Here is a 26,661-nt window from a genome sequence, read left to right as displayed (position 1 = left end):
GGGTGCTGGGCGGACACCGATTCTCTCAGACCGGACGCGTCGTGCAGGACATCTGCCGCATGGCGAAGGTCACTGGGCGTTTTCGCCGTCCTCGTCCTCGACGGACTTCAGCGCCGCCTCGATGCGCTCACGCGCGCCGTCCAGGTGCCGCTCGCAGACCTTCGCGAGGTGCTCGCCCTTCTCCCAGAGCGCCAGCGACTGCTCCAGCGACAGCCCGCCGGCCTCGAGTTCCCGCACTACCTCGACGAGCTGGTCACGGGCCTGTTCATAGCCGAGCTCTGTGTTTTCCGCGGCCTCGCTCACCGGTGCAGACTAGCGCGCTCGCCAGCGCGTGGTCGTAACCCATGAAGGACTGCGCGAACTCCTGTCCGTCACCCTCGGTGATCGCGTCCTCGATGAAGCCCTGGGCCCGCGCCACCCGGCGGCGGTACGTGGAGCCCTCACGGAACCACCACCGGGTGCCCACGTAGTCCGACGTGGCCTCGGACAGGCGACGCAACCGCACGTCGAGCCCGCACCGGCTCGCCTCGGCGCCGGCCAGCAGCGAGGACCAGCACGCGTCGGCGGCGCGGTCGGCTTCGGTGGCGCGGTGCAGCACGGCGTGGGCGCCGGCGTGCACGGCCGCCTCGGTGGTGAGCGGCAGGAACGTGGGGCAGCGCACTTCCTACTCTCCCGGTTCGACGGACTGGGCCACCGCGTGCACGGCGCCGTCGACGACGCGCACGCGCAGCGGAGTTCCCTCCGCTACTTCAGAGATGGATCGGAGCACCTGAAGGTTGCCTGCCTCGTCGGGGTACTGCACCACGGTGTAGCCGCGGGACATGGTCGCCGCCGGTCCCAGCGCGGTCAGCCGCGCCCGGGCGGAGGCCACCGCGGCCTGCTCGTGGGACAGCGTGTTCAGCATCGCGCGCCTGCCGCGTTCGCGGTGCAGCTCGACGTCGTCCGCGCGCCGGTCGATCGGGCCGAGCGGGTCGGCGAGCACGGGGCGGCTGCGCAGCTGGTCGAGCAGGCGGCACTGCGTGTCCACCCAGCCGTGCAGTGCGCGGCGCGCGCGGTCCCGCATCTGGTGGACGCGCGCGGTCTCCTCCTTGACGTCGGGCACGATCCGCTTGCCCGCGTCGGTGGGCGTGGAGCACCGCAGGTCGGCGACGTGGTCGAGCAGCGGGGTGTCGGGCTCGTGCCCGATCGCGCTGACGACGGGGGTGCGGCACGCGGCCACGGCGCGGCAGAGCGCTTCGTCCGAGAACGGCAGCAGGTCCTCGACGCTGCCGCCGCCGCGGGCGATCACGATGACGTCGACGGTCGGGTCGGCGTCCAGAATGGACAGTGCTTTGCGGATCTGCGGCACCGCGGTCGGCCCCTGCACCGCGGTGTTGACCACCTGGATCGGCGCGGCGGGCCAGCGGTTGTGCGCGTTGACGAGCACGTCGTGCTCCGCGACGGACGCCCGGCCGGTGATCAGGCCGATTCCCTTGGGCAGGAAGGGAAGTCTGCGCTTGCGTTCCGGTGCGAACAGGCCTTCCGCTTCGAGCAGGCGGCGCAGCCGTTCGATGCGCGCGAGCAGTTCCCCGATGCCGACGGCGCGGATCTCGGCGGCACGCAGGCTGATCGTGCCCCGACCGAGGAAGAAGGTGGGCTTCGCGAAGACGACGACGCTCGCCCCCTCGCGCAGCGGAGGTTCGATGGCGCGCACGAGCCGCATCGGGGCGGTGACGGTCATCGAGACGTCGGCCGAGGGGTCGCGCAGGGTGAGGAAAGCGGTCTGCGTGCCGGGGCGGGCGGAGATCTGCGTGACCTGGCCCTCGACCCAGACGGCGCCGAGCCGGTGGATCCAGTCGGCGATCTTGCGGGCGACCGTGCGGACCGGCCAGGGGTTCTCCGCACTGGTCTGATCCTTGGCCGTGGCCTGCTCGGTGCTCACTGGGAGGAGGTGTCCGGGCCGGAGGTGCCGCCCGCGTCGCTGTTGCCGGACTGGCGCTGCACGTTGCCGATCCGCCGCGCCAGCATCCCGACGAAGGAGGGGCGGTTCTCGTGGGCGCGCTCGTAGGCGAGGAGTTCCTCCAGCTGTTCCAGGGTGAGGTGTCGCAGCCGGGCGCGCAGCTGCGGCAGGGTCAGTTCGTCGTAGTTGCCCAGACCGCTCGGCCCGACGATGCTCTCGGGATCGGACTCGTCGAGGTCGTCGTCCGAGGTCGCGGGGGTGGCCCCGCTGCTGCCGAAATCCGTGCTCGGGGCGGGTTTCTCCGCGGGTTCGGTGTCTGCGAGCGGCGTGCTGCCGGTGTCGATGGGGGTGCCGTTGGTCTGCGGGAGGTCGCTGGGGCTGGTGGCCCCGGGTGCGTCGCCCTCAGCGGTCGCGGAGGTGTCGTCGTCGAAGTCGCCCTCGGCGAGCGCGCGCTCTTCCTGCTCCCACTCCTGCTCCCACGGATCGCGGGAGGCCTCGCTCACGCTGCCCGGCGTCTGCCCGTTGCGGCGGGCGGGCGCGTCGTCGGCAGGGGGCAGGTCCTCGTCGAAGGTCGCCCAGCTGGGCGTCTCCTCGACGGGGCGCAGTGCGGACAGCACCTCGTCGCCCTTGATGGCCAGCTCGGTGACGTGCTGCTGCAGCCGCATGGAGAACTGCAGCACCTGCGAGACGACGGTGACCGGCAGGCCCACCACGTTCTTGGGCAGCTCGCGGGCGCGCTCGGCGGCCGTGACGGCGAGGCCCGCGGCCACGCGGAGGGGGAGCGGGAGCGGCTTCATGCGTACAGCGTGCCGCACATGCGCCATCCTGCCCAACCCGGCGAGGGAAACGGCGCACCTGACGTGATCGGCCGCACACGACGGCGGGCCGTACCCTGGGGGCATGAGTGCAGCGAGCCCTGCCACCAAGCGCGTACTGCTGGCCAAACCCCGCGGCTACTGCGCCGGGGTCGACCGCGCGGTGATCGCCGTCGAGAAGGCCCTCGAGCTGTACGGGCCGCCGGTGTACGTGCGCAAGGAGATCGTGCACAACCGGCACGTGGTGGACACGCTGCGGGAGCGCGGCGTGATCTTCGTCGACGAGACGTCCGAGGTGCCGGAGGGCGAGCTGGTCGTGTTCTCCGCGCACGGGGTCTCGCCGGCGGTGCACGCCGAGGCGGCCGAGCGGAACCTGCGCACCATCGACGCCACGTGCCCGCTGGTGACGAAGGTGCACAAGGAGGTCAACCGGTTCGCCAAGGAGGACTACGACATCCTGCTCATCGGTCACGAGGGGCACGAGGAGGTCGAGGGCACGTCGGGGGAGGCGCCCGACCACGTCCAGCTCGTCGACACGGCCGAGGACGCGGCGAAGGCCGAGGTGCGTGACCCGTCGAAGGTGGTGTGGCTCTCGCAGACGACGCTGAGCGTGGACGAGACGATGGAGCGGGTCGACCAGCTGCGCGCCCGGTTCCCCAACCTCATCGACCCGCCGAGCGACGACATCTGTTACGCCACCTCGAACCGCCAGACAGCGGTCAAGGCGATGGCGGGCGAGTGCGATCTGGTGCTGGTGGTCGGTTCGCGCAACTCGTCGAACTCCAAGCGCCTCGTCGAGGTCGCGCTGCAGGCCGGTGCCCGCGACGCCCACCTGATCGACTACGCCAGCGAGGTGGACGAAGCCTGGCTGGAGGGCGTCGGGACTGTCGGCGTCACGAGTGGGGCGTCGGTGCCGGACGTCCTGGTGATGGACCTCCTGCAGTGGCTAGCCGACCGCGGCTGGGGCGAGGTCGAAGAGGTCACCACGGCGAACGAGAAGATCGCCTTCGCGCTGCCGCGGGAGCTTCGCAAAGCGGCCAAGTAGGTGGGGCCTGGAGTGTGAGATGGCGGCTGCCCTGGCTCGGGCAGCCGCCATCGTCGTTTCGTGCGGTCGTTGAGGGAGCTGTGGCGTTGGGTTGAGCGGTGCGGCGGGGTGACGCCTGCTGGGGCCGTGGGTAGGGCCGCAGCCAGAGGCGGCGACCGTCCGCGGCGTGGGACGGGAGCAGCGGCCCGCGGCCTGGTCGGGATCCGGCGCCGCCGCAAGCCGTAGCGCTGCTGCCGATCTGCCTTGCCGCCACTAGCCGCTCTGCGGCCGTTGCTTCAGGCAGCTACCGAGCCGAGCTGGGTGAGACGGACTGGGCGCTCACCGACCCGGCGGCGAGCAGAGCGCGCTCCCGGCCGCACGACCCACCCTGTCCCCGGCCGCAGCACCAAGGCGAGACGGCACCCGGGGCGCGGCACGTCAAGACGCCGCCCGGGGCGCGGCACGTCGGGACGTCACCCGGGGCGCGACGCGCCGAGACGCCGCCCGAGCGGCGACACGTCGAGACGTCACCCGGGGCGCGACGCGCCGAGACGCCGCCCGAGCAGCGATGCGCCGAGACGTCACCCGGGGCGCGACAGGGCGAGACACCACCTGGGCGCGGCACGGCGAGATGCCACCCGGGGCGCGACACGTCGAGACGCCCCCGAGCCGCGGCGTGGGTCACGACGTCAGGCTTCGTCCTCATCCCAGGGACGGCGGCCGCGCGGAGGAGGCCCGCTCCGGCGCCCTGGCGCGCGGCGCGGAGGTTCGCCGGCGCCGCCACGCGAGCTCCCGCCCCGCGGCGGTAGCCGTCGTGGACGGTCGCCGGGCACGCCCCGGCCCTCGCCGCCTCGGCGGCGGTCGGCGTCGTCTGGCGAAGCGCCGCGACGGCGGTCGCCTTCGTCCGGGGACGCACCACGGCGACGGTCTCCTTCGTCGCGCGGGGCACCGCGCCGCCGCTCGCTGTCGTCCCTGGCGCCGCGCGGGACGCGACCCTGCCGCCCCTGCGGCGACTTGCCGCGCGCTCCGGGCTCACCGCCGCGTTCCCTGCGGTCGCCACGAGCGCCGCCCTCGCCCCGCCGCGGCGGGTCCTCCGGGCGACGGCGAGGTGTCAGCGGCAGCGACGGGTGCGGATCACCGGCCACGGGTCGCCCGGCTGCGCCGCGCCCGTCCGCGGGACGACGAAGGCGCGTGGCACCCGCACCACGCTCAGCGGCGTCCTCAGCCACCGCCGCGTCGCGTGCCGACTTGCCTGGACGGTCAGCGGCTCCGGCACGCGGCCGGCCCTGGCGAGCCGGACGCTTCTTGTCCGGGTCCGACGTTCCGTCGGCGCCCTTCGCGGCGGCCTCCGGGTTGCGTTCCCGGTACAGCCGGAAGATGCCGATGACCAGCGTGAGGCCCGTGGTGATCGCCATCACCGGGAACCCGTTGATCAGCGGGGTGCCGACCGCGAGCGCCTTGGCGAGCGTGTCGCTGTTGGCGGGCACGCCGGTGATCAGCAGCACGACGAGCGGAACCGTGATCGCCAGGATCAACGGCGGCTGCACCATCGGCCCGAACAGACTGCGCCGCTGCACCGCGCAGATCGCGACCACCGCGCCGACGACGTAGCAGAGGTTGAACACCCAGCCCAGGGCGTTCTGCAGCTGCATGTCGGCAATCGCTCCCACCAGGGCGAGCCCGAAGGCCAGCAGGACGGCACCCCACCACGGCAGGCCGCGGCGCTCGCCGACGACGGGACGCGCGTCCCAGGGAACGGCTACCTCGTCGGCGTCGGTGTCGCTCTGCCGATCGCGAATGGCGGTCACAGGGCAACACGGTAACTCGTTCGAGCCGCCAACCGCCCGCCCCACCGTGCAGTTGGGCCTCCAGGCAGGCCAAGATGGACCGTTCGGACCACCACGACCAGCGGTTTTGCCGGTGCCGACGCTGTCGGCAATGTGCTGGTTACACGATCGACCCCGGTCAGCAATGGTCTGGACCCGGTTCGGTCGCGTTTCAGCTCGCGGCCAGTTCGTCCCCCTTCCGCACGGTCGGCAGTTCCGTCGGCGATCCGGATGCTTCGGACAGCGGGGCGACTGTCGCCCGGAATCCCTCCAAAGCCTCCAGCTCACGCCGCCGGGCGGACAGGAAACGCTGCAGGTGCGTGCTCGACAGGTTCAGCGCCTCCACCGCGTTCCCCGCCGCCCGGTGTGCGGCACTGGCCCCGGCCCGGACCCGTTCGATGTCCTCGACGACCGCCCGGTCGCTCGCCGCGAACAACGCGGCCGAAGCCAGTACCGCGAAACCCGTCGGGCCACACAGGAAGACCCGCCGGTCGAGCATCCACCGCAACAGCTCGGGATCGGTGTCGAGCGCGGCCACCACGGCCGCGTCGGAGGGAACGAACATGATCGTGCCGTAGATGGCGTCCGCCCAGCGCTGGTAACCCTTGCCCGCCAGCTCCGCGGCGCGCGAGCGCAGGTTGCGGACGTGCACCCGGAGTGCGTCGAGCCGTTCGTCGGCGTCGTCCGTCTCGACGGCCTCGGCCCAGCACGCCATGCTCGCCTTCGCGTCCACCGGGACGGTGCGATCGCCACCGACCCGGAGCACCATGTCCGGTTTCGCCGCCCCGCCGCCGGCGAGGTCGGTCTGCAGGGTGAAGTGCAGCCCCTCCCGCAGACCCAGCGCGCGTGCCGTCTCCACCAGAACCTGTTCCCCCAGTTCGCCCCTGCCGCTGATCGAGGCGAACGCCACCTCGTACCGGCGCAGGGCCGCCTGCTGCTGATCCACGCGTGAACGCTCGACCTCGACCTGCCGCGCGGCGGCGTCCGCACGGCGCATGCTGTCCGTGTAGAGCCGCCACAGCAGGGCGATCGCCACCAGCGCCGCCAGAGCGATGACGACGGCCGCCGTGCTGATCACGGTGGATGCCACGCCTCGCCTCCTTCCTCTCGTTCTCCTCGGTCGCACGCATCATGTCGGATGCCACCGACAAAAACGGCGATGTCACGGAGTCGAACACACGTTCGAGTGAACTACTCCGGCATGTCTCCGTCGTTCTGTCGGTGATCGCCTCTAGCTTGGGCGACGTGAGATTCCTGCACACCTCCGACTGGCACGTCGGACGCACCTTCCACGGCGCGGATCTGCTCGCCGAGCAGGCCGCCGTGCTCGACCACCTCGCGGACCTCGTCGCCGCCGAGGCGGTCGATGTCGTGCTGGTGTCCGGGGACGTCTACGACCGCGCCGTGCCCTCGGCCGAGGCGGTGCAGGTCGCCAACCGGGCGCTGGCGCGGCTGCGCGAGGCAGGCGCGCAACTGGTGCTCACGTCCGGGAACCACGATTCGGCGCCACGCCTCGGTGCCTTCGGTGATTTCGCCGCCGCGGGCGGGCTGCACCTGCGCACGACGATCGCCCGGATCGCCGATCCCGTGCTGCTGCGGGACGAACACGGTCCGGTCGCCGTCTACGGCATCCCCTACCTGGAGCCGGAACCGGCCCGGCACGCGCTCGGCGTGCCGGAAGCCAAGGGGCACAACGGAGTGCTGACCGAGGCGATGCGCCGCATCCGGGAAGACCTGCGGGGCAGGGAGCGCGGCACGCGGTCCGTCGTGCTCGCGCACGCGTTCGTGACGGGCGGGCAGGGCACCGATTCGGAACGCACGATCGCCGTCGGCGGTGTCGAGCAGGTGAGCGGTGACGTCTTCGCGGGAGTCGACTACGTCGCACTCGGCCATCTGCACGGGCCGCAGACGCTCGCGGAACACCTCAGGTATTCGGGAAGTCCGCTGGCCTACTCGTTTTCCGAGGCGCAGCAACGGAAATCGGTGTGGCTCGTGGACTTCGACGCGAACGGGCTCGCGGAGGTGCGCAGGCACGAGCTGCCCGTGCCGCGGCGGCTCGCGACGCTGAGGGGCGGTATCGAGTGGCTGCTCACCGCGGAGGAGCACGCGGATCTGGCCGACTGCTACCTGTCGGTGACGCTCACCGACTCCGTCCGGCCGATCGACGCGATGCGCCGGCTCCGCGAGCGCTTCCCGTACGCCGTGCACCTGGAATGGCAGCCGGAGAACGGAAAGGCGACCGCCACGTTGCGGTACGCGGAGGCGGTGCGCGGGCGGTCGGACGCCGAGATCACGCGGAACTTCCTCGACGACTGCCGGGGCGCGCCACCCAGCGAACGCGAGGAACGCTTGCTGCGCAAGGCATTGGAAGTCGCGGGCAGAGGTGAGTCATGAGGCTGCATCGACTGGAGGTCGCCGCGTTCGGGCCGTACCGCAAGCGCGAGGTCGTCGATTTCGACGCACTCGGCTCGGACGGGCTGTTCCTGTTGCACGGGGACACCGGCGCGGGCAAGACCACGCTTCTCGACGCGGTGGCCTTCGCGTTGTTCGGCGTCGTTCCCGGTGCCCGCGGCGAGGTGAAGCGCCTGCGCTGTGACTTCGCCGAGCCGGACGAGCCCACCGAGGTCGTGCTCGAACTGACCGTGCATGGGCAACGGATGCGGCTCGTGCGCAGTCCGGAGTACGAGCGTCCGAAACGTCGTGGCGAGGGAACGACCACCCAGCAGGCCAAGGCTTCGCTCACCTGGCTCGACGGCGCTCCGGCCGGGCATCCGCCGGAGGGTCTCGTGCGGATCGACGAGGTCAGCCGCACAGTGCAGGGGCTGCTCGGCATGACCCACCAGCAGTTCTTCCAGGTCGTGCTGCTGCCGCAGGGAGATTTCGCCAAGTTCCTGCGCGCGGACACCGACGAGCGCGAGAAGCTGCTGGAGCGGTTGTTCGGCACCAAGCGGTTCGCCGACGTCGAAGCGTGGTTCCGGGACCTGCGCGTGCACAAGCGGCGGGAGCTGGAAAGCCGTCGTCAGGGGATTCGCGAGTGGGTGGCCCGGTTCGCCCAGGTGGCGGGGCAGGACATCCCGGAGGACAACCTCGCCGAGTGGGTCGGGGAAGTCAGGCTGCATACGGAAAAGGCCGTCGAGGAGGCGCAATCCGCTGAGCGCCAAGCTCGGTCTGCTTTGGACAGTGCCGAGAAGGTGTTGCAGGCGCGACGGACAGCCGCCGAACGCGTACAACGCCTGCGCGCCGCGCATCATCGTTTGTCCACATTGGCCGAGCAGGAACCGGAACGCCTGCGCTGGAAGGAGGAACTCGCTGCGGCCCGTCGTGCGGCGACTGTCCTACGTGTGGCGGCACAGGCCGAACGCTGTGCCGGGCAGCTGGAGGATGCCCGGACCGTCGAGCAGCAACGCGTCCGGAAGCTGGCTGCTCTGGGATACGCGGACACGGACGCTGACGCCGTCGAGTTGCGCAGACAGGCCGGGAAACTCCGTGAGGAGGCCGGGGCGCTGGCGGGGCTGGTCGCGGAGGCGGAGCAGCAGTCGCGTGATCGCCGGATGATCGCCCAGCTGGCCGAGCGAGCCGACCAGGCCAGGTCGACGGTGCTCGTGCTCACCGACAAACTCGACGGGATTCCCCAGCTGGCGGCGGAACTGCGCGAACAACTCGACGCGGCGACGACCGCGGCCGGTCGGCTGGAGGGGTTGCGAACCAAAAAGGCTGAACTGACCGCTGCCGTGCAGGACGCGACCGGTCTGCCCGCGGCGGTGCGAGCGGTCGCCGAGGCCGAGGAACGGGTGCGTGCCGCGGTCGACGCCCACCAGGAAGCCCGCGAGCACCAGCTGAAGCTGCGTGAGCTGCGGTTGGACGGGATGGCGGCGGAGCTGGCGGCCGGTTTGGTCGACGGCGGGGCTTGCCCGGTCTGCGGGTCCGCCGAGCATCCGGCGCCTGCGCGGCCCGCCTCGGGTTCGGTCGACCGTGAGCAGGAAGCCGAGGCCGAAGCGGCGGTCCGGCGCGCGGAAGAGGCGCGCAGTGCCGCGGAAGCCGCGAAACACCGTGCGGAGACCGCGCTCACCGCCCTGCGGGAGCGGCTGCGGGGGCGCAGCGGCGAGGAACTCGAGGCCGAGCTGCACCAGGTGACCACGCAGTTGGCGGAGGTGGAAGGCCAGGCGCAGCGCCGGACCCGGCTCGCTGCGGAGCTGCGGTCCGCCGAAGCGGAGAAGAGCTCGCTGACCGACGACTTGGTCGCTGCGAAGGAGGCCGTCGCGGCGGCGGAAACCCAGCGCCTGGCCCTGCAGGAGCAGGTCGAGAAGCGCGAGCGGCGGCTGGACGAGGCGCGCGGCGAGCACGCGGACGTGAGGACGCGGCGGGCGCACCTCGTGGGCGTCGTGCAGGCACTCGACGCGTTGACGGAGGCGCGCCTGGCCAGGGCGACCGCCGAGGAGCAGGTGGCGGAGCGCGAGGAGGAGCTGCGTTCCTGCCTCGCCCAGGCGGAGTTCGAGACGGTCGACGAGATGCGTGCGGCGGCGCGTCCCGACGACGTGATCGCCCGGCTGGAGAAACGGCTCACCGACGCGGCGAACGAGGAGGCCGCCGCCCGTGCCGTGCTCGCCGAACCCGAGCTGGCGGACGTATCCCCGGACGACGAGGTCGACGTGGGTTCGGCGGTCGAAGACGCACGCGCCGCCAGGGCCGCCGCGGAAACCGCGGTCGCGCAGCTGGAGGCGGCCACGACCCGCGCGACGGAGCTGGAGCGGCTGGCCGGGCGGCTGACGGAAGAAACCGAAGCGATCAGGCCGCTGGAAGAGGAGTTCGAGGAGCTCGACGCGCTGACCGACGTGGTCAACGGCCGGGGCCAGAACGCCCGGCACATGTCGTTGCGCTCGTACGTGCTCGCCGCCCGGCTGGAGGAGGTCGCCGTCGCGGCCACCGCGCGCCTGCAGGCGATGAGCCAGGGGCGCTACTCCTTCGTGCACTCGGACCGGGCCGGGGCCCGTGGGACGCGAGGCGGACTCGGTCTCGACGTGCTCGACGACTACTCCGGCACGGTCCGGCCGGCGAAGACACTGTCCGGGGGCGAGTCGTTCCTCGCGTCGCTCTCGCTCGCGCTCGGCCTGGCGGACGTGGTCGCCGCCGAGACCGGCGGAGCACTGCTGGACACCCTGTTCGTCGACGAGGGTTTCGGCACGCTGGACGCCGAAACCCTCGACGTCGTGATGAACATCCTCGACGAGCTGCGGGCCGGTGGGCGGGTCGTCGGCCTCGTCTCGCACGTCGAGGAGCTGCGTCAGCGCATCCCGACCCGGCTGCGGGTGCGCAAGGCGCGGACCGGATCGACGCTGGAGGTGCAGATGTGAGCTAACGCAGCTCGGGGGACTCGTGGTCGAGCAGCCAGCGCTTGACGTCGACGCCCCAGCGGAAGCCGCCCATCGCGCCACCGATGCGCAGCACCCGGTGACAGGGCACGAACAACGCGGCCGCGTTGCGGGCGCAGGCGGACGCGGCCGCCCGGATGGCCGCGGGCCGTCCGGCGAGCGCGGCGTAGTCGCTGTACGTGACCGGTTTGCCTGCGGGCACGGTCCGCAGCACGTCCCACGCGTGTTGCAGGAACTCGCCGGACCGCTGGCGGACGGGGATGTCGTCGATGGCGTCCAGTTCGCCCTCGTGGTAGCGGCGGGTGGCCGTGCTGACGGCACCGAGGTCGCGCTTTTCGCGCAGCTCACCCGGTAGGAGGGAGCGCGAGATCTGCGGCGTCAGCTTGTCGAGGTCGGCGGTCCAGCCGGAGGCCAGCACGGCTCCATCGCTCGCGACGATCGCGGTGAAGGGGCCGATGGGGGTGTCCATTGTGGACCAGTGGGCGATGCTCATGGGGGTCTCCTTCGATCGGGTCAGGCGCTTCGCCAGAGGTACATGCCGGCGTACGAACGCCAGGGGCGCCAGGCCTGCGAGTGCCCGGCGAGGTCGGTGATGCCGAGTGCAGCCGCGCCTTTGCGGACCACGAGGTCGTCTGCGAGGAGCAGGTCGGGAACGCCGAGGACGCGCATGAGCACGTAGTCCGCGGTCCACGGTCCGACGCCGGGCAGAGCCAGCAGCTCGGCGCGGAGTTCGTCCGGGTCGCGGCCGACGTGGACCTCGAGGCTGCCCGTGGCGAGTGCCTCGGCGGCGGCGAGGATCGCCTCGACGCGGCGGCGAGGGCCGCGGAGCACGTCTTGACCGTGTTCCGCGACAGCCTCCGGCGTGGGGAACAGCGTGCCCCAGGGCAGCTGCTCGCCGAGGGCTTCCGCGAGCCTGCCCGCGGCCGTCCGAGCGGCGGCGACGGACACCTGCTGCCCGAGCATGGTGCGGAGCAGCAGCTCCGAGCCGTCCACCGCGCCCGGCACCCGGATGCCCGGTGCGGCGGCGACCGCGGGCGCGAGCGCCGGGTCCTCGCCGAGCACACGCAGGACGGCCTCGGGATCGGCGTCCAGGTCGAGGAGCCTGCGCGTGCGAGCCACGGCGCTCCCGAGGTCGCGCACGTCCGCGAGCCGGAGTTCGCAGCGGATGTGACCGTCCTGGGGAGTCAGGTCGACGGTCGCGGGGCCGTGGGGCAAGCGCAGGGTGCGCCCGTAGCCGCCGTCCTCCGCCCACTCGACGCCAGGCACTGCGCGGGCGGCGAGGAAGCCGAAGATGCCCGCGGCGTCGAACGGCTTGCGGTAGGGCAGGCGCAGGCTGAGCCTGGTGCCTGCGGGCTCGTCGGCGAGCGGGGTGCCCTGGCGTCCGCGCGCGGCCGTCGCGGCGGCACGCAGCTGCGATGGCGTGCGCGCGAAGACCTCGCGGATCGTGTCGTTGAACTGGCGGACGCTGGAGAACCCCGCGGCGAAGGCGACGTCGGCCAGCGGCAGCTCGGAGAGCTCGATCAGCAGGCGGGCCGAGTGGGCGCGGTGCGCGCGGGCCAGGGCGAGCGGGCCCGCGCCGAGTTCTGCCGTCAGCACCCTGCCGAGCTGGCGCTCGGAGTAGCCGAGGTGCCTGGCCAGACCGGGCACGCCTTCGCGCTCGACGACGCCGTCCGCGATCAGGCGCATCGCGCGGGCGGCGAGGTCCGCGCGGAGGTTCCACTCCGGCGAGCCGGGGACGGCGTCGGGCAGGCAGCGGCGGCACGCGCGGAAGCCCCCCGACTGGGCGGCGGCCGACGTGGGGTAGAACCGCACGTTCGAGGCCTTCGGGGTCAGTGCGGGGCAGGAGGGGCGGCAGTAGATGCCGGTGGTCTTGACGGCCACGATGAACTGCCCGTCGAAGCGGGCGTCGCGCGAGGCGACGGCGCGGTAGCAGCGCTCGGCGTCGCGCCAGAGCGCCTGCCCGGCGGAGGTGGCTACGGCTGTCATGGCTTCGATACTGCCAGCAGGCCAGGGCCCTGACTGGCGGAAAACCGACATGGCCGTGGCGGGGGTCCCGGGGGTGCTTTCGCGGGCTCGGCGACGGGCGTGCGACTGGGCGAGGAGGTCGGTGGGTGGCGGAGGCGGGGGCGACCGATGAGCTGAGCCGGGAGCGAGGGCGGGCCTGGTGGCGAGTGAACTCGCTGGTGGGCGGGGTCAGGTGAGGAGCTAGCTCGGGCCGGGTGTGCGGGGCCGGTGAGTGATGGCGGCGGCTGTCGGGGAGGTGGCTGCGCGAGCCAGGGCAGGGTGAGCCGCCGCAGCCCTCGCCAGCCGGGCCGCTGCCGCAGCCCTCGCCAGCCGGGCCGCTGCCGCAGCCCGGCCGTCGCCCAGCCCTCGAGCCAGGACAGGGCGAGCCGCCGCAGTCGTAGCCGCCGCTCTCGCCAGCCCGGCCGCTACCGCCGCCCCGCCGCCTCGCCGCCCAGCCGTCGGCCAGTCCTCGGTCGGGCTGGGCGAGTCGCCCCGGTGTGGACCGGCCCCCGGCCACGCGGCCCGATCGGGGCCTCGGCGACCGGGGCGGGGTGGTGGTCTGTGCGCAACTAGACTGTTCGTCCGTGAGCCTCACCCTCGGCATCGTCGGGCTGCCCAACGTCGGCAAGTCCACCCTGTTCAACGCGCTGACCCGCAACGACGTCCTCGCGGCGAACTACCCGTTCGCGACGATCGAGCCCAACGTCGGCGTCGTGCCGCTGCCCGACGCGCGGCTGGACAAGCTCGCCGAGCTGTTCCACTCCGAGAAGATCGTGCCCGCCACGGTGTCCTTTGTGGACATCGCGGGCATCGTCAAGGGGGCTTCCGAGGGCGCGGGGCTCGGGAACAAGTTCCTCGCCAACATCCGCGAGGCCAACGCCATCTGCCAGGTCATCCGCGTCTTCGACGACCCCGACGTCGTGCACGTCGACGGCCGCGTCGACCCCTCGGCCGACATCGAGACCATCAACACCGAGCTGATCCTCGCAGACCTGCAGACCCTCGAAAAGGCCCTGCCGCGCCTGGAAAAGGAAGCCCGCACCAAGAAGGAGAACCGGCCCGCGCTGGAAGCCGCGCAGCAGGCCAAGGACATCCTCGACAGCGGCCGCACCCTGTTCTCCGCCCAAAAGGAGGTCGACACCACCCTCCTGCGTGAGCTGAGCCTCCTGACCACCAAGCCCTTCCTGTACGTCTTCAACGCCGACGAGGGCATCCTCACCGACGAAGCCAAGCGCGAGGAGCTGACGAAGCTCGTCGCGCCCGCGGACGCCGTCTTCCTCGACGCGAAGATCGAGGCGGAGCTGCTGGAGCTGGACGACGAGGAGTCCGTGCGCGAACTGCTGGAGTCGGTCGGCCAGCACGAGCCCGGGTTGTACGCCCTCGCGCGGGCCGGGTTCCACACGCTCGGCCTGCAGACCTACCTCACGGCGGGGCCGAAGGAATCGCGCGCCTGGACGATCCCCAAGGGCGCCACCGCTCCGCAGGCCGCCGGCGTCATCCACACCGACTTCGAGCGCGGGTTCATCAAGGCCGAGATCGTGTCCTACGACGACCTGATCGAGGCCGGGTCGATGGCCGCCGCCCGGGCCGCGGGCAAGGTCCGCATGGAGGGCAAGGACTACGTCATGGCCGACGGCGACGTGGTTGAATTCAGGTTCAACGTATAAGCACGTGCGAGTTGCTCTTGCGATGTCTGCATGAATTCTCTCCGCAGGTGGCCGCAGAGTGCGTGCCGCGATGGGCGGCTTCTTGTTCGCTCGGACAGATGCCGGGCTGGGAAGTTCGCTGACGCGAGGGCCGTGCGAATCGCGGGTCACGACCGTTCGAGCGTGCGGGCCCAGAGCCGATCAAGGCCCAAGCTTGCAGGTCATTCAGGTCGCTGCGGTGACGCGGAGGAGATCGAGCTTGTTCTCGTCCGTAGAACCTGCGGCAGCGGTATGAGCGACGATGCGCAGATCGGCTCCCGGGACGGAGAGGACGTCGCAGTCGAGTGTGATCGCACCGACCTCGGGGTGCTCGATCGTCTTGCGGCTGCTGGTGTGCTCGGCCGGCCTTCTACGACGTCGAGGGCGAGCACACCGCCGCCAACCGCGCTGCCGGTCTGCGGGATGCGCGCCGCATCGGCGCGGTCTTCCTCTCGCCGGACCGCGTGCCCTGGGATGCGAAGGCCGAGCACCTCGAGGCGCGGCGGGCCGGGAAGGCCGCCTGACGCCGGTCGTGACGGCCGACGGCATCACCATCGTCCACCGCGTTGGTCCTCCGGTGCAGAGGTCGGCCGTTGATCGGCGGCCGGCAGTCGTACTTCGACCCGAATGCCGCCAGCTGTGCGGGCCCGCAATGTCAGGGTGCCGTCGTGGCCGTCGACGATCGCGCGTGCGATCGCCAGGCCGAGTCCCGTTCCCGAGTGGTCGTCACGTCGTGTGCGCTCGGATCCGCGCTGGAACGGCTCCGCAAGCGTCGACACGGTCGCGTCGTCGAGGACCTCGCCGGTGTTCTCCACCACGAGGGTGACCTCGCCATGGGTCGACGACGTCGCCACGCGTGCCCAGCCGCCCGCTGTGTTGTGGACGATCGCATTGTGCAGCAGGTTCGTCGCCAGCTGGCTCAGCAGGGCAGGGTCCCCGCGCACGTCGGCGCGGTCGCCTGACAGGTCCAACGTGACGTCGCTGCGCTCGGCAAGCGGCAGAAGCTCTTCGGCCGCCGCCTCGGCAGCCAACGACAGATCGATGGGTTCACGCTTGTCGATGCCCCGCTCGGCAGAAGCGAGAGCGAGCAGCGCCTCTGCCACGGCGATGGCGCGGTCATTCGTCGCGGCGAGGCGCTCGAGGGCGACGCGCGGATCCGCGTCAGGGTCGTCACGTGCGACGTCGAGCACCGATCGCATCACCGACAGGGGCGTGCGCAGCTCATGTGAGGCGTTCGCGGCGAAGCGCCTCTGCTCGGCGACGTGTGATTCGATGCGGGCGAGCATGCTGTCGAACGCGTCCGCGAGCTCGCCGAACTCGTCGTCGCGCCCGGTCATCCGGATTCGGTGCGACAGGGACCCCGCGGCCGTGGCTCTCGTCGCGGCGGTGATGCGCTGCAGAGGCGAGAGCATCCGTCCGGCCAGGAACCATCCGCCGATGAGCCCGAACGCCACAAGGAAGGCGAAGGCCCACGTAGCGCGCGGCCAGAACGCGCGGCCCAGGTCCGACCGGTTCGGCACGAACCCGCTTCGCATGGGAATCGCGTCGTCGGGCACATAGCGCAGCAAGAACAGCCACACGAGCGCGAGCAGGATCACGCCGGCGACGATGACGATCAGCGCGTAGCTGAGGGCGAGGCGCGCACGGGCGCTGCGTAGAAGCGTCATGACGGCACCGCGATGCGGTATCCGACGCCAGGCACTGTTTCGATGAGCATCGGTTCGCCGAGGCGTTTGCGCAGGGATGACACGGTGATGCGCACGGCGTTCGTGAACGGGTCGGCGTTCTCATCCCATGCGCGTTCGAGCAGCTCCTCGGCGCTGATCACGCCCCCGGCGGCGTCGACGAGCACTTCGAGGACGGCGAACTGCTTGCGGGTGAGGGCGACGTAGCGGCCGTCACGGTAGACCTCGCGGCGGAAGGGATCCACGCGCAGTCCTGCGGCTTCGAGGATCGGCGGTCGCCGTCGGTCTCTGCGTCGGGCGAGGGCGCGGATCCGCAGCACGAGCTCGCGCATCGCGAACGGCTTCGTGAGGTAGTCGTCGGCTCCGAGCTCGAAGCCGGTCTCCTTGTCGTCGAGCCGGTCGGCGGCCGTCAGCATGAGGATCGCCGGTCCTTCCCCTGAGGCGACGATCCGGCGGGCGACCTCGTCGCCGGATGGGCCTGGGATATCGCGGTCGATCAGCGCGATGTCGTACTCCGTGACCGACAGCGCCTCGAGCGCCGAGTCGCCGTCGCGCGCGATGTCGGCGCTGATCGCTTCCAGGCGCAGCCCGTCACGGACCGCTTCGGCGAGGAGGGGCTCGTCTTCGACGATCAGCACGCGCATGCGCCCATCGTACGAACGCGCACATATCGTCCGCGTATCGAAAACGGCATACGCTCTCGCAACACGCGCTTGCGTGAGCTGGGGGTATGACATTCACGAAGCGCATCTTGTCTGCCAGTGCCCTTGTGGCAGTGATGCTCGGCGCGGCCGCCTGCGGGGCGGCTCCCGACTCCGCGGATCCGCGGTTCGCCGACGGGACCCTGCCGGAAGAGGCGACGCTCGACGACACGTATCCCGGCATCACGAACCTCGATCCCGACCTCGTCGCGGCCGTGCGGGCGGCCTCCGCCGACGCCGCCGAGGAGGGCATCGAGTTCTTCGTCAACAGCGGCTGGCGCTCGGTCGAGCATCAGCAGCGCCTCTATGAGGAGGCGGTCCAAGAGCACGGGTCCGAGTCGGCCGCCGCCCGCTGGGTCGCGACGCCCGAGGGATCGGCGCACACGACCGGCGAGGCCATCGACATCGGCTACTGGGATGCCGCCGCGTGGCTCCAGGAGAACGGCGCGCGCTACGACCTGTGCCAGATCTTCGACAACGAACCGTGGCACTTCGAACTGCGCGAGGGGGCGAGTGCCGACGGGTGCCCGAAGCCGTACTGGGACGCGAGCTTCGACCCGCGCAACAGCGCCTGAGGCCTGACCCGAGCTCATGACGCCGGCAACGAAAGCGCCGCCAGTGCATGAGGGCCGAGTCGCCCCGCCTGTCCCGTGGGGTCTGCTTTTGCCGACAGCCAATCAGGAAATGGTGCCTGAGGGCCGGATCCGCGAGGGCGAGCATGAGCTCGTGCAGGCCGAGGTGGCCCTGGCGATGGCCGAGGGGTACCTGCAGAACCTGAAGTCGCGGAGGACCGGCCGAGTAGCCGGCACTGATAGGGTCGAAGGCGTACGCCCCGGTGACTAGTCGGGCCTTCGGGTCCGGACTCTCGGGGCCACAGTTTTTCCGGGTTCATATTCGTGGCGGGTGTCGCCTCGCAAGTAGCACTCGAAGGCTCGGTCGGGCGCACCGAGGCGCGTGCCGAGCCTCCGTGATCGGCGAACTTGGCAGGCCTTCTGCAATGAGTCGTACAACGGGCGTTCGGTCTCGCCGATGAAATGATCAGCTCATGGACATCGCCGCCCTCATCATCTCGGGCCTCTCCTTGGTCGTCGCCGGCATCGGCACCTACTGGTCCAACAGGCGCTCGAAGGAGGCGCTTGCTGGGTCGCGACGCGCCGCCGCCGACGCTCGTTGGTCGGCGCGGCAGGAAGCGGTGCAGCGGCTCACATGCCCGAGCACCCGGAACCCCGACTGGCGGACTTCCTTCGCGCAGCACGGGGTCGTCTGACACCCGAGCGTGCTGGGATCTCCGATGCTGCCGGGCGTCGCCGGGTGGAGGGGCTGCGGCGGGAGGAGCTCGCGATACTGGCCGGCGTGAGCGTCGACTATTACACCCGCCTGGAACAGGGGCGCAGCAAGAGCGCATCACCAGAGGGTCCTTGACGCGATCGCCGGAGCGCTTCAGCTCGACGACGCCGAGCGCATGCATATGCACGCCATCGCCAGGCAGCGGCCAGCCCGTCCGCGCTCGGACAAACCGCAGCGGCTGCATCCGGAGACACGGGCGCTCCTGGACGTGTTCGAGGCCTCGTTGCGACCGGCCTTCGTCCTCGGCCGACGCCTGGACGTTCTGGCGCACAACCGCCTCGCCGGCCTGCTCATCGCGGACTTCGAGGGCATGCCCGTGTCCGAGCGCAACCAGGCCAGGTTCGTCTTCCTTGATCCGCATGCACGAGACCTGTACGCCGACTGGGGACAGGTCGCGGCCGATACCGCCGCGATGCTGTGCATGGACGCCGGGGACCACCCCGATAATCCGGCGCTCGGCCGCCTGGTCGGCGAGCTAGCGATCCACAGCCCCGACTTCTGACGCATCTGGGCGCGCAACCGCGTCCACCGACGCAGCGCCGGCACCAAGAGTTACCGCCATCCGCTCCTCGGCGAGCTCACCATCACCTATCAGGCGCTCACGCCCGGAGACGACCCCGAACAGACGGTGTTCGTCTACCGCGCTGAGACGGTAAGCCCGTCGGAGCACGCGCTGCGGCTTCTCGCGTCGGCGCCGACCGCGAGCGCGCCGGCCGGCGCCGACCGGCGGATCAGCCCTTCGAGTGCACCGTGACGATGTAGCCGTCGGGGTCTCGGAAGGAGAACTGCGTGCCGAACGGTCCTTCGAGTGGCTCCTGCACGATCACCACGCCCTGGGTGCTCAGGCGCTCGTGGAGGCCAGCCGCGTCCTCGTTGCGAAACCAGACGCCGATGCCGGCGCCCGGTTGAGGGATGGCGTCGAGGTCGACACCAGGCAATGGGACGCGCACTGCGAAGGTCGCGTCCCCTGCCGAGAACACCGCGGCGTCCGGGTTCGGCGCAGGCAGCCGCACCATGCCTACGGTGTGCTCGTAGAACGCTGCGGAGGCCTCGAGATCGCGCACCTGAAACGAGACGAAGTCCGGGCCGCTGGTCGTGCTGTTCATGAGTTTCTCCAATCATCGGGGTGTCAACATACTGACACTGACTGGATTGTGTGTCAAACTGTTGACATGAAGTCGGGAGGATACGTGTCTCCGGATCAGCTGGGCGTGCTGATCAAGGAGACCCAGGCCGTCTTGAACCAGCGGATGGATGAGGTGCTGCGTCCACTCGGGCTCAGCGTCTCTCAGTACGCCTGCCTGCGGAACCTGCACGAAGAGCCCGGCATCACCGGATCAGAGCTGGCTCGGCGCACCTTCGTGTCGCGCCAGTCGATGAACGTGCTCGTTCAAGGGTTGGAGAGGCAGGGCCTCGTTGAGCGGGCCCCCGAGCCCGGCCCGCGTCGTGAACGCGGAGCCATGCTCACTCACGCGGCAACCGAGATCCTGGCACGCGCCGACAACGCGGTGTCGGACGTCGTCGGCGCCATGACCGAGCACCTCGGGCAGGAGCAGCGCAACGAGCTCCACGCACTGCTCAGCGCATGTCGGGATGCACTTGCCAGAGAGTCATCGCGGTGACCTTCTCGGCGTCGATGGCGGGCTACTTGCCGGCTCTGTCTGCCGGCCTGTCCTGTGTTGTTTGGAGTCGCCCATTCCCGGGCCCACAAGCATCCGGCGGATGCAGTCGCGTCAGATCGGGGCGAGCGTTCTCCAACTGTTCCCCCAGCGTGAGTATGAGCTCGTCGTCACCGATGGCGGCGCCGAGGTGGATTCCCACAGGCAGACCACGCTGATCGAGGCCCCACGGGACGGAGAGAGCGGCACCCCCGGTGACGTTGAAGATGCCAGCGAACGGAGAGACCGAGAAGAGCTCTGCGAAGTGCACCGCTGCGGGGCGGTCCGTGCTCATCGTCCCGATGAGCGGCGGAGGCTGAGCTGTCGTGGGGGACAGGACGACGTCGACGCCCGAGAAGTGATCGGCGAAGGCGTAGCTGAGAGCGTGCAGTTCCGTCAGGACACGCAGGAGTTCGACGGCTGTCATGCTCCGCCCCGCCCGCACGACCTCTGCAGTCACCGGTTCGAGCACGTCCGGATCGAGGCCTTCTCCATCGCTCAGGAGCCTGGCCAGATGTGCCCCGGCGATCGCGCCGAAGACGGAGCCGACCCTCCTGGCCTCTTCGGTGGGCCGCACACGCACGACACGATGCCCTATTGCAGACAGCACCTCAGCGGCATCCGACGTGGCCTGCACGTAATGAATCGCCCTGGGTTTCGTTCCTACCTGCTTCCCTGTCCAGCGAGCGCTGGCTGGGCTGATTCGAGGCCAGCGTAGTACGCCTCCTCGACCTCGACCGGCGTGCGGTAGTCGAGCTCGCCGTGGAGACGAGCGTTGTTCCACCACCACACGTACTCGAGCGTCGCGAGCTCGACCTGCTCGACCGTCCGCCACGGGCCCTTCCGACGGATCAGCTCGGTCTTGTAGAGCCCGTTGACGGCCTCGGCGAGGGCGTTGTCGTAGCTGTCACCGACGCTCCCTGTCGACGGGGTCGCGCCGATCTCGTTGATGCGATCCGTGTAGACGACCGAGAGGTAGTTCGACCCATGATCGGCGTGGTGGACGAGGTCATCGAGCGACCCGCGCGCGCCCCACGCGGCCATGTTCAACGCCTGTAACGGCAGCACCTCCGCGCGCAGCGTCCCGGCGACGGAGGGCACGCGCGTCTTCGCCGCGCGATACCCGCGCGAGGTGAGGAACCTCGGCACCGCGTCGCGGAGGACGCGGCAGAGAAACTCGACCCCGAACTGATCCCTGTGTTCGTCGATGAAGCGGATCATGCTCGTCAGGGACGGTCGAGTTCCTTCGCGAAAGACACGCTCGCGGCTTTGAGGACCTCGTTCGCCTTCTTCAGCTCGGCGTTCTCACGGCGAAGTCGCTTGTTCTCCTCGGCGACGTCGGTCGGCACGCCGGGGCGCTGCCCGGCGTCGATCTCGCGGCGGCGGTGCCACACGCGCAGCGTCTCCGGGCTCATGCCGAGCAGGCTCGCGACATGTCGCACCGCGGACATGAGGTTCGGATGCTCGAGCTTGGCCTCGGCGAGCATCCGCAGCGCGCGCTCGCGCATCTCGGGCGAGTACTTCTGATTCATCGCATTCCATCCTTGCTCGAAGAACGGAACGAAACCCAGGGCGATTCACGTCCACAAGTCGATTCACGCTGCACGCTTCGAAGCCGTGCTCGGCGAAGGTGCGCGCGGAGGACAGCAGCATCTCGTGCCGATCGAACTGCGCAACCCCGACCATGCTCCAAGAACAGCCATTCTTGAATGACCGGTCAAGTTTGCTGTGGAGAGTCCTCTTGCGCCTGGCGTCGCGCGGTGTAGGCCGTGTGTGCTGCGAGGGTGGCGGTCACGGCGAGCACGGCGACGCTGAAGGCGCTCACTGGGAGGTGTCTGGCCAGCGGCATCGCGACGAATGTCAGCACCATGAGCACTGCGGCGGCGATGAAGCGGGATCGGGCGAGGCGTCCGAAGCGGGATCGGAGGAAGAGGATGTTGCCGACGAGGTAGACGAGCGGTCCGGCCGATGTCACCAGGACGGTGGCAGGGGTGAGGTGGTCGTGCGAGAGTCTCAGCTCGATCGACACCGCGACGAGGATTGCGCCGAGGACCATGAGCGCGTGAGCGTACGCATACGCCGAACGCAGTGCCGCCGTCGAGGAATCGCCGCCGCGAGTCTCCGGGCCTGCGAGTGCGAAGTAGTTCCACCAGAGGACGAACAGCGACGCGAAACCGATCACTGCGCTCAAGGCAAGTGATCCAGTGAGCTGTCCGCTGGCGACAATGCTGCCGCCCATGAGCAGAATCGACTCTCCGAGCGCGATGATGAACACGAGGCGGTTGCGTTCGGCGAGGTGGTCGGCATCGGTGTCCCAGTGCTCCATCGGAGCGGAGCCGAGCCCCGGGATGCGGTACTGCGCGAGGGGCGCGGCATAGTCGACCACGACCGCAACCACCCACAGGGCGAGTCTCGATTCTGCGGGCAGTGCCGCCCCGAGCACCCAGAACACACCCGCCAGGAGGGTCCACAGCAGCAGCATCCGGTAGTTGGCCGCGAGACGGTGACCGCGGTACGCGATCATCATGAAGACCGGGCGGATGACGCCCATGAGCAGGTAGCAGCCGACGAAGAGCCAGGCCGCATCCTCGAACGCACGTGGGATGGCGATGGACATGCCCAGCGCCGTGAGCATGAGCACTCCGCAAAGCAGTTGGACCTGTGTGCGACCGGGGTCGAGCCAGTTCATCGCCCAGGTCGTGTAGTTCCAACCCCACCACACCGCGGCGAACACCACGACGGTCTGTGCGGCCCCCTCCCAGGAGAGATGCTCGATCAGCAGGTGCGACAGCTGGATGATCGCGAAGACGTAGACCAGGTCGAAGAAGAGCTCGACGGGGCCCACCTCGGAGCGGCGGTGCCCGGGGCGGGCGAGTGCAGCGGTGGCCATCAAGGATACCTCCGGGTCGTGGGAAAAGCTGTGGTGGCGCACCTCGAGCGGGCGTCCGGATGCTAGACGCCCGCTCGAGGTACGAAGAAGCGTTCTCAGCCCTCGCGGATGGTCATCTTCGCGAGCTTGTCGCCTGCGATGTCGAAGATGAACGTGGAGCGTCCGTTGGCGTAGTTCGAACGCCAGTCGCCGACGACGGTGATCGTGCTGCCCGCGACGTCGACCTCCTCGACGGCGAGCGTGCCGCGCGCCCCGATGAACTCCTTGTCGCTCCATCGTTTGATCTCGTCGCGTCCGGTGAACACGCGGCCCCAGTCGTCGACCGCGCCGTCCGGGGTGAACGCTCCGAGGAACGCCGCCTCGTCGTGTCGGTTGACGGCGTCGATGAACGACGACACGGGCTCGGGGATCGTCAGGTCCGTCATCTCATCCCTCCCTGTCAGCGAGTGGTGTAGCCGCCGTTGGCGAAGATCGTCTGCCCGGTGATCCACCAGCCCTCGGTCGCGAGGAAGCGCACGATGGGTGCGATGTCCTCGATCTTGGTCAGCTGGTTCCCCATGCCCTGCGACTTGTGGAACTCGACCCGCTCAGGGGTCTCCTGCCCGTAGAAGAACGGGGTGTCCATCGGCCCCGGCGCGATCGCGGTGACCGAGATGCCCCGCTCAGCGAACTCCTTCGCCGCTGCACGGGTGAAGTGCTCCACAGGGGACTTGCCGCCGGCATAGGTCGAGTACCCGTCGGTGAACGCCGCGAGCAGCGAGGTGACGATTGTGATGACCTTCCCGCCGTCGGCAAGCTTCCTGCCGGCCTCCTTGATGAAGAAGTACGAGGCCTTGGAGTTGATGTCAAACATCGAGTCGTACTCGTCTTCAGTCGTCTCGACGATCGGCTTGCGCAGCACCTTGCCGACCGTGTTCACGGCGACGTCGATCTTCCCGATCGCCGCCTCCGCATCGGCGAACAGCCGCTCGACGTTGGCCGGGACGGTGAGATCACCCTGGAACATCGCGCCCTTGACCCCGGCGGCCTCGACAGCGGCAAGGGTCCGCTCAGCGTCCGGGCGCGTCGAATCGGAGTTGTAGTGGATCGCGACGTTCGCCCCGGCCTCGGCCGCCTGGCGGGCGATCAGGCCGCCGAGGTTCTTCGCGCCCGCGGCGATGAGGACGTTCTTTCCTGCGAGAGTGTGCTCGGTCATCGTGCTTCCTCTGTGTCACCAGTATGTATCAATGTAGCGTGGCTACATACGGTACTATAGCGACATTATGGAAATGGCGTCGAGTGATACACGGGAGAGGCTGATCTCCGCTGCCGCTGACCTCATCGCCGCCTCGCCCGGCGAGGACTTCTCCCTGCGCGCGGTATGCGACGCGGTGGGCGTGAAGATGCCGACCCTGTACCACTTCTTCGGCTCCAAGCAGGGGTTGATCGACGCCGTCGTCGAGCACGGCTTCGACCTCTACCTCGGCGAGAAGGCGGCGATGGAGTCCTCAGGAGACCCGATCCAGGACATACGGGCCGGATGGGATGCCCACGTCGCATTCGGCCTGACCAACCCGGGCTTCTACACCCTCATGTACGGCAAGGTCAGCCCGGGCCACTCGCCCGCCGGCCAGTCGAGAGCGAACGAGATACTGAAAGGGCTCACCTCGCGGGCCGCTGATCAGGGTCGCCTGGCGGTGTCGCCGGATCAGGCCGCAGCCCATGTCCTCGTCTCGAACATCGGCGTCACCCTGCGCCAGATCATCCTTGCGCAGCCGGACCCGGAGTTGAGCCACGCTGTGCGCGAGGGAGTGATGGCGGCGATCACCGGCACGGCGACCGGACAGGGAGACGCCCTCAACGCGGCGATCGAGGTTGCCGCTGCACATCCACACATCCTGGGCGCCACCGAGACTCAGCTGCTCGTCGAATGGCTGGGCAAGTTGAGCAGGGAAGTCTCCTGACCGCCCGCATTGATCGAGAGGCGAGCACACGTTCGACTCCACAGCGCCTCGCCGTGGACGCCGCCGACGCCCTCGAGGTCTCGCGGCGGTCCTGGCCCGTAGCGCCGACCTGCAAGTCCGTGACGCGGTCCACGATCGAGGCCAGGCCCGCGGATCGGACGCGCCCCAACGGCGTGCATAAGGAGCGGAAGTTGGCCGAGGTCCCGGACTCCGTCACGGGCGAGCTACGGAGCCACCGGGGCGCGAGGTCAACAAACATTCGCCAACCGCGGCGACGTGGTCGAGTTCCGCTTCAACGTCTGAACCGAGGCTGTTCGCCCAGGTCAGGCGCCGACGCGACTTCCGGATGCGTCAGTGGATCGTCAGAGCGACCCACAACGTCCGTAAACAACCGGGCAGACGCGAGCCGGGTTCGGTCCTCCGCGCTCGGCCACAGATGCGCGTAGGTGTTGAGTGTCACAGTCGCGCTGGAGTGCCCTCTGAACGGTGACGACGTCACATCCTTCCGCAATGACCCCCGAGGCGAAGGAGTGTCGAAGGTCGTGCAGGCGGAGCGTCGGGCATCCAGCCGCCTTGCGAGTCAGCCGCCACCAGTAGCCCACGGTGTTCTGATGAGGTGGATTTCCGCTTTCGCCCTCAAACAGCCACGAGTCCGGCTCACCCGTCGATCGATGCATGGCGACATAGTCCTCGATCAACGCCAGCAGGTCGTCTGAGACGTGTACCACACGCTCTGACCCGTATTTCGGTGCTCGAATCTCCACACCGCCGCGACCTTCGCGCTGGACCTGCCGAGCAACCCTGATGCTGCCCTGGTCGAAGTCGAAATCTGCGAGCCGGAGAGCGGTAGCCTCACCGAGCCGGAGCCCGGCGAACGCGCAGAGCGCGACGAAGGGCTTGAACTTCGAATCAACCGCAGCCAGTAGAGCCCTGACCTGTTCGGGCGTGGGGAGGGCCATCGCAGCCTCGGAACGACGGGTACGGGGAAGCCGAACACCGTCTGTGGGATCGGACGCGATCAGTCGGTCTCGAACCGCACCGCGAAACACCGCCCGGATGTTGTTGAAGCGTGTCTTGATTGTGCCCGGTGCCAGCCCGCGATCTCGTCGCTCTCCACGGTCAAGGCGGCCCCTGCGGGGCCGCTGATCCGGCCCTCATCCTGTCGAACCGCCAGACGCGGGCGTGCGGCTGGCGCCGGTCCCGCGTGGCGGTTCGACGGAGGCCAGGCGGCCCCACAGCCGCCGCAAGAGGAAAAGATGCCCTCGCCGGGCAGGCAATACCGCTAAGTTTAGGCGAGTTTCCGCAGCTCAGAGGCGTTTGGAGGCGTCGCCCACAGAGCGGTCACACCCCGACAGAACAGTTGCCTCAATTGAAGATTCCCCTCAACCGCAACGGCGACTGTCTCAAGTGGAGAACCGCCTAACCGGCGGGAACGACTGAACAGAGCCTCCGGTAACGCCCTGACCAGGTAAAACGTACTAACTTAGCGGTATTGGCCGGGCAGGCAGGCTCCGGGATGGCCGGGATAGCGCAGGCGGGGTTGCGTTGGCAGGGTGAGGGCGCTTGGTGGTCATCCCGTCGCCTGACTGATGGCTATCACACCGCGCCGGAGCCGCAAGCTTGGCGAATTCGGCCGGCGGATCGGACGAGGGATGCGGCTCCGCCACGGTGTGATCGAGACGCCATCAGGCGACGGGATGACCCCCAAGCTAACGGGTGATGCGCCCCGGGTGCGGTGCAGGCTCTGATCCCAGGGAGGATGCGGAGCATGCCGG

26 protein-coding genes and 2 pseudogenes are annotated in these 26,661 nt (G+C 69.8%); 10 read left to right on the top strand and 18 right to left on the bottom strand.

Annotated features, from left to right (window positions below):
* Nucleotides 1-69: 69 nt before the first annotated feature.
* From ABFX51_RS06205 to ABFX51_RS06190, 4 genes are read right to left on the bottom strand one after another with little or no spacing between them, the layout of a single operon-like run.
* Complete coding sequence (locus ABFX51_RS06205; RefSeq protein WP_091513633.1) at nucleotides 70-303, bottom strand: exodeoxyribonuclease VII small subunit; 234 nt, start codon at nucleotides 301-303, stop codon at nucleotides 70-72.
* Complete coding sequence (locus ABFX51_RS06200) at nucleotides 266-661, bottom strand: hypothetical protein (protein ID WP_091513637.1); 396 nt, start codon at nucleotides 659-661, stop codon at nucleotides 266-268. Before ABFX51_RS06200 ends, ABFX51_RS06205 begins: the two co-directional genes overlap by 38 nt.
* A 3-nt stretch (nucleotides 662-664) precedes the next feature.
* Nucleotides 665-1,921, bottom strand: coding sequence for an exodeoxyribonuclease VII large subunit (xseA, locus tag ABFX51_RS06195; RefSeq protein ID WP_091513639.1), 1,257 nt, complete (start codon nucleotides 1,919-1,921; stop codon nucleotides 665-667).
* Nucleotides 1,918-2,736: a lipid droplet-associated protein gene (locus tag ABFX51_RS06190; RefSeq protein ID WP_091513641.1), complete on the bottom strand. Its 819-nt coding sequence runs from the start codon at nucleotides 2,734-2,736 to the stop codon at nucleotides 1,918-1,920. Before ABFX51_RS06190 ends, xseA begins: the two co-directional genes overlap by 4 nt.
* 103 nt (nucleotides 2,737-2,839) lie before the next feature.
* Here ABFX51_RS06190 and ABFX51_RS06185 point away from each other — a divergent pair, with 103 nt between their 5' ends.
* On the top strand, nucleotides 2,840-3,799 hold the full coding sequence (locus ABFX51_RS06185; RefSeq protein ID WP_091513644.1) for a 4-hydroxy-3-methylbut-2-enyl diphosphate reductase: 960 nt from the start codon (nucleotides 2,840-2,842) through the stop codon (nucleotides 3,797-3,799).
* Nucleotides 3,800-4,467: 668 nt separating this feature from the next.
* On the opposite strand, the gene ABFX51_RS06180 is transcribed toward ABFX51_RS06185, so the two are convergent.
* Nucleotides 4,468-5,586 (bottom strand): DUF6542 domain-containing protein, encoded by a 1,119-nt coding sequence (locus ABFX51_RS06180; RefSeq protein ID WP_091513646.1) that lies wholly within the window; start codon nucleotides 5,584-5,586, stop codon nucleotides 4,468-4,470.
* Nucleotides 5,587-5,776: 190 nt separating this feature from the next.
* A complete protein-coding gene (gene rmuC / locus ABFX51_RS06175) occupies nucleotides 5,777-6,694 on the bottom strand; it encodes a DNA recombination protein RmuC (protein WP_091513650.1) in 918 nt (305 codons plus the stop codon).
* A gap of 155 nt (nucleotides 6,695-6,849) precedes the next feature.
* Here rmuC and ABFX51_RS06170 point away from each other — a divergent pair, with 155 nt between their 5' ends.
* Nucleotides 6,850-7,998, top strand: a complete 1,149-nt coding sequence (locus tag ABFX51_RS06170) for an exonuclease SbcCD subunit D (RefSeq protein WP_177228902.1) — start codon at nucleotides 6,850-6,852, stop codon at nucleotides 7,996-7,998.
* Complete coding sequence (locus tag ABFX51_RS06165) at nucleotides 7,995-10,955, top strand: AAA family ATPase (RefSeq protein ID WP_091513654.1); 2,961 nt, start codon at nucleotides 7,995-7,997, stop codon at nucleotides 10,953-10,955. Before ABFX51_RS06170 ends, ABFX51_RS06165 begins: the two co-directional genes overlap by 4 nt.
* Nucleotide 10,956: 1 nt before the next feature.
* On the opposite strand, the gene ABFX51_RS06160 is transcribed toward ABFX51_RS06165, so the two are convergent.
* Together ABFX51_RS06160 and ABFX51_RS06155 are read right to left on the bottom strand one after the other, a co-directional pair.
* The gene (locus ABFX51_RS06160) at nucleotides 10,957-11,466 is read right to left on the bottom strand and encodes a methylated-DNA--[protein]-cysteine S-methyltransferase (protein WP_091513655.1); all 510 of its coding nucleotides are present in this window, start codon (nucleotides 11,464-11,466) and stop codon (nucleotides 10,957-10,959) included.
* A 20-nt stretch (nucleotides 11,467-11,486) separates the two neighbouring features.
* The gene (locus ABFX51_RS06155) at nucleotides 11,487-12,959 is read right to left on the bottom strand and encodes a DNA-3-methyladenine glycosylase 2 family protein (RefSeq protein WP_091513658.1); all 1,473 of its coding nucleotides are present in this window, start codon (nucleotides 12,957-12,959) and stop codon (nucleotides 11,487-11,489) included.
* Nucleotides 12,960-13,561: 602 nt separating this feature from the next.
* On the opposite strand from ABFX51_RS06155, the gene ychF reads away from it, so the two are divergent.
* Entirely contained in the window at nucleotides 13,562-14,644 is a 1,083-nt protein-coding gene (ychF, locus tag ABFX51_RS06150) for a redox-regulated ATPase YchF (protein ID WP_091513661.1), read from the top strand.
* Between the two features lie 204 nt (nucleotides 14,645-14,848).
* Here the strand turns inward: ychF and ABFX51_RS06145 are convergent, their stop codons facing one another.
* The 3 genes from ABFX51_RS06145 to ABFX51_RS06135 are packed head-to-tail and all read right to left on the bottom strand — an operon-like array spanning nucleotide 14,849 to nucleotide 16,991.
* On the bottom strand, nucleotides 14,849-15,211 hold the full coding sequence (locus ABFX51_RS06145; protein WP_346052687.1) for an MmyB family transcriptional regulator: 363 nt from the start codon (nucleotides 15,209-15,211) through the stop codon (nucleotides 14,849-14,851).
* Nucleotides 15,211-16,329 carry a sensor histidine kinase gene (locus ABFX51_RS06140; protein ID WP_091513662.1) on the bottom strand — a complete coding sequence of 373 codons (1,119 nt, stop codon included), beginning with the start codon at nucleotides 16,327-16,329 and terminating at the stop codon, nucleotides 15,211-15,213. Before ABFX51_RS06140 ends, ABFX51_RS06145 begins: the two co-directional genes overlap by 1 nt.
* Entirely contained in the window at nucleotides 16,326-16,991 is a 666-nt protein-coding gene (locus ABFX51_RS06135) for a response regulator transcription factor (RefSeq protein ID WP_091513665.1), read from the bottom strand. The genes ABFX51_RS06140 and ABFX51_RS06135 overlap by 4 nt, the downstream gene beginning before the upstream one ends.
* Before the next feature lie 86 nt (nucleotides 16,992-17,077).
* Here ABFX51_RS06135 and ABFX51_RS06130 point away from each other — a divergent pair, with 86 nt between their 5' ends.
* From ABFX51_RS06130 to ABFX51_RS06115, 4 genes and pseudogenes are all read left to right on the top strand, one after another.
* Nucleotides 17,078-17,623 carry a M15 family metallopeptidase gene (locus tag ABFX51_RS06130; protein WP_091513667.1) on the top strand — a complete coding sequence of 182 codons (546 nt, stop codon included), beginning with the start codon at nucleotides 17,078-17,080 and terminating at the stop codon, nucleotides 17,621-17,623.
* A gap of 470 nt (nucleotides 17,624-18,093) precedes the next feature.
* A complete protein-coding gene (locus ABFX51_RS06125; protein ID WP_346052689.1) occupies nucleotides 18,094-18,315 on the top strand; it encodes a hypothetical protein in 222 nt (73 codons plus the stop codon).
* On the top strand, nucleotides 18,255-18,470 hold the full coding sequence (locus ABFX51_RS06120) for a helix-turn-helix domain-containing protein (RefSeq protein WP_346052671.1): 216 nt from the start codon (nucleotides 18,255-18,257) through the stop codon (nucleotides 18,468-18,470). The genes ABFX51_RS06125 and ABFX51_RS06120 overlap by 61 nt, the downstream gene beginning before the upstream one ends.
* Before the next feature lie 40 nt (nucleotides 18,471-18,510).
* Nucleotides 18,511-19,149, top strand: a pseudogene (locus ABFX51_RS06115) (MmyB family transcriptional regulator).
* On the opposite strand, the gene ABFX51_RS06110 reads toward ABFX51_RS06115, so the two are convergent.
* Nucleotides 19,127-19,501, bottom strand: coding sequence for a VOC family protein (locus ABFX51_RS06110; protein ID WP_067243721.1), 375 nt, complete (start codon nucleotides 19,499-19,501; stop codon nucleotides 19,127-19,129). The pseudogene ABFX51_RS06115 and the gene ABFX51_RS06110 overlap by 23 nt on opposite strands.
* A gap of 66 nt (nucleotides 19,502-19,567) precedes the next feature.
* On the opposite strand from ABFX51_RS06110, the gene ABFX51_RS06105 reads away from it, so the two are divergent.
* Nucleotides 19,568-20,017 (top strand): MarR family winged helix-turn-helix transcriptional regulator, encoded by a 450-nt coding sequence (locus tag ABFX51_RS06105; protein WP_091513669.1) that lies wholly within the window; start codon nucleotides 19,568-19,570, stop codon nucleotides 20,015-20,017.
* Between the two features lie 22 nt (nucleotides 20,018-20,039).
* Here the strand turns inward: ABFX51_RS06105 and ABFX51_RS06100 are convergent, their stop codons facing one another.
* The 5 genes and pseudogenes from ABFX51_RS06100 to ABFX51_RS06075 form a co-directional block, all read right to left on the bottom strand.
* The gene (locus ABFX51_RS06100) at nucleotides 20,040-20,690 is read right to left on the bottom strand and encodes an amidase family protein (RefSeq protein ID WP_177228903.1); all 651 of its coding nucleotides are present in this window, start codon (nucleotides 20,688-20,690) and stop codon (nucleotides 20,040-20,042) included.
* Nucleotides 20,691-20,716: 26 nt separating this feature from the next.
* Nucleotides 20,717-21,585: pseudogene (locus tag ABFX51_RS39595) on the bottom strand (integrase core domain-containing protein).
* 185 nt (nucleotides 21,586-21,770) lie between these two features.
* Nucleotides 21,771-22,943, bottom strand: coding sequence for a low temperature requirement protein A (locus ABFX51_RS06085; protein WP_091513674.1), 1,173 nt, complete (start codon nucleotides 22,941-22,943; stop codon nucleotides 21,771-21,773).
* A gap of 95 nt (nucleotides 22,944-23,038) precedes the next feature.
* Complete coding sequence (locus tag ABFX51_RS06080; protein WP_091513676.1) at nucleotides 23,039-23,368, bottom strand: nuclear transport factor 2 family protein; 330 nt, start codon at nucleotides 23,366-23,368, stop codon at nucleotides 23,039-23,041.
* Nucleotides 23,369-23,382: 14 nt separating this feature from the next.
* Entirely contained in the window at nucleotides 23,383-24,138 is a 756-nt protein-coding gene (locus ABFX51_RS06075; protein ID WP_179628898.1) for an SDR family oxidoreductase, read from the bottom strand.
* Nucleotides 24,139-24,205: 67 nt separating this feature from the next.
* On the opposite strand from ABFX51_RS06075, the gene ABFX51_RS06070 reads away from it, so the two are divergent.
* Entirely contained in the window at nucleotides 24,206-24,886 is a 681-nt protein-coding gene (locus ABFX51_RS06070) for a TetR/AcrR family transcriptional regulator (protein WP_179628897.1), read from the top strand.
* Between the two features lie 362 nt (nucleotides 24,887-25,248).
* Here ABFX51_RS06070 and ABFX51_RS06065 read toward each other — a convergent pair whose 3' ends face one another.
* Complete coding sequence (locus ABFX51_RS06065; protein ID WP_245783298.1) at nucleotides 25,249-25,845, bottom strand: tyrosine-type recombinase/integrase; 597 nt, start codon at nucleotides 25,843-25,845, stop codon at nucleotides 25,249-25,251.
* Nucleotides 25,846-26,661: the final 816 nt, after the last annotated feature.

The sequence above is a fragment of the Amycolatopsis dongchuanensis genome (assembly GCF_039542405.1).
Classification (GTDB): domain Bacteria; phylum Actinomycetota; class Actinomycetes; order Mycobacteriales; family Pseudonocardiaceae; genus Amycolatopsis_E; species Amycolatopsis_E sacchari.
The sequence above is the reverse complement of the archived record's forward strand: the minus strand, read 5'-3'. Positions and strand labels throughout refer to the sequence as shown.

What these genes read in the sequence shown, in the direction of transcription:
- ABFX51_RS06190 (WP_091513641.1), bottom strand. Translation starts at nt 2,736, where the DNA reads ATGAAGCCGCTCCCGCTCCCCCTCCGCGTGGCCGCGGGCCTCGCCGTC.
- ABFX51_RS06185 (WP_091513644.1), top strand. Translation starts at nt 2,840, where the DNA reads ATGAGTGCAGCGAGCCCTGCCACCAAGCGCGTACTGCTGGCCAAACCC.
- ABFX51_RS06165 (WP_091513654.1), top strand. Translation starts at nt 7,995, where the DNA reads ATGAGGCTGCATCGACTGGAGGTCGCCGCGTTCGGGCCGTACCGCAAG.
- ABFX51_RS06160 (WP_091513655.1), bottom strand. Translation starts at nt 11,466, where the DNA reads ATGAGCATCGCCCACTGGTCCACAATGGACACCCCCATCGGCCCCTTC.
- ABFX51_RS06155 (WP_091513658.1), bottom strand. Translation starts at nt 12,959, where the DNA reads ATGACAGCCGTAGCCACCTCCGCCGGGCAGGCGCTCTGGCGCGACGCC.
- ABFX51_RS06145 (WP_346052687.1), bottom strand. Translation starts at nt 15,211, where the DNA reads ATGCCGTCGGCCGTCACGACCGGCGTCAGGCGGCCTTCCCGGCCCGCC.
- ABFX51_RS06140 (WP_091513662.1), bottom strand. Translation starts at nt 16,329, where the DNA reads ATGACGCTTCTACGCAGCGCCCGTGCGCGCCTCGCCCTCAGCTACGCG.
- ABFX51_RS06135 (WP_091513665.1), bottom strand. Translation starts at nt 16,991, where the DNA reads ATGCGCGTGCTGATCGTCGAAGACGAGCCCCTCCTCGCCGAAGCGGTC.
- ABFX51_RS06130 (WP_091513667.1), top strand. Translation starts at nt 17,078, where the DNA reads ATGACATTCACGAAGCGCATCTTGTCTGCCAGTGCCCTTGTGGCAGTG.
- ABFX51_RS06125 (WP_346052689.1), top strand. Translation starts at nt 18,094, where the DNA reads ATGGACATCGCCGCCCTCATCATCTCGGGCCTCTCCTTGGTCGTCGCC.
- ABFX51_RS06120 (WP_346052671.1), top strand. Translation starts at nt 18,255, where the DNA reads ATGCCCGAGCACCCGGAACCCCGACTGGCGGACTTCCTTCGCGCAGCA.
- ABFX51_RS06110 (WP_067243721.1), bottom strand. Translation starts at nt 19,501, where the DNA reads ATGAACAGCACGACCAGCGGCCCGGACTTCGTCTCGTTTCAGGTGCGC.
- ABFX51_RS06105 (WP_091513669.1), top strand. Translation starts at nt 19,568, where the DNA reads ATGAAGTCGGGAGGATACGTGTCTCCGGATCAGCTGGGCGTGCTGATC.
- ABFX51_RS06085 (WP_091513674.1), bottom strand. Translation starts at nt 22,943, where the DNA reads ATGGCCACCGCTGCACTCGCCCGCCCCGGGCACCGCCGCTCCGAGGTG.
- ABFX51_RS06080 (WP_091513676.1), bottom strand. Translation starts at nt 23,368, where the DNA reads ATGACGGACCTGACGATCCCCGAGCCCGTGTCGTCGTTCATCGACGCC.
- ABFX51_RS06075 (WP_179628898.1), bottom strand. Translation starts at nt 24,138, where the DNA reads ATGACCGAGCACACTCTCGCAGGAAAGAACGTCCTCATCGCCGCGGGC.
- ABFX51_RS06070 (WP_179628897.1), top strand. Translation starts at nt 24,206, where the DNA reads ATGGAAATGGCGTCGAGTGATACACGGGAGAGGCTGATCTCCGCTGCC.
- ABFX51_RS06065 (WP_245783298.1), bottom strand. Translation starts at nt 25,845, where the DNA reads ATGGCCCTCCCCACGCCCGAACAGGTCAGGGCTCTACTGGCTGCGGTT.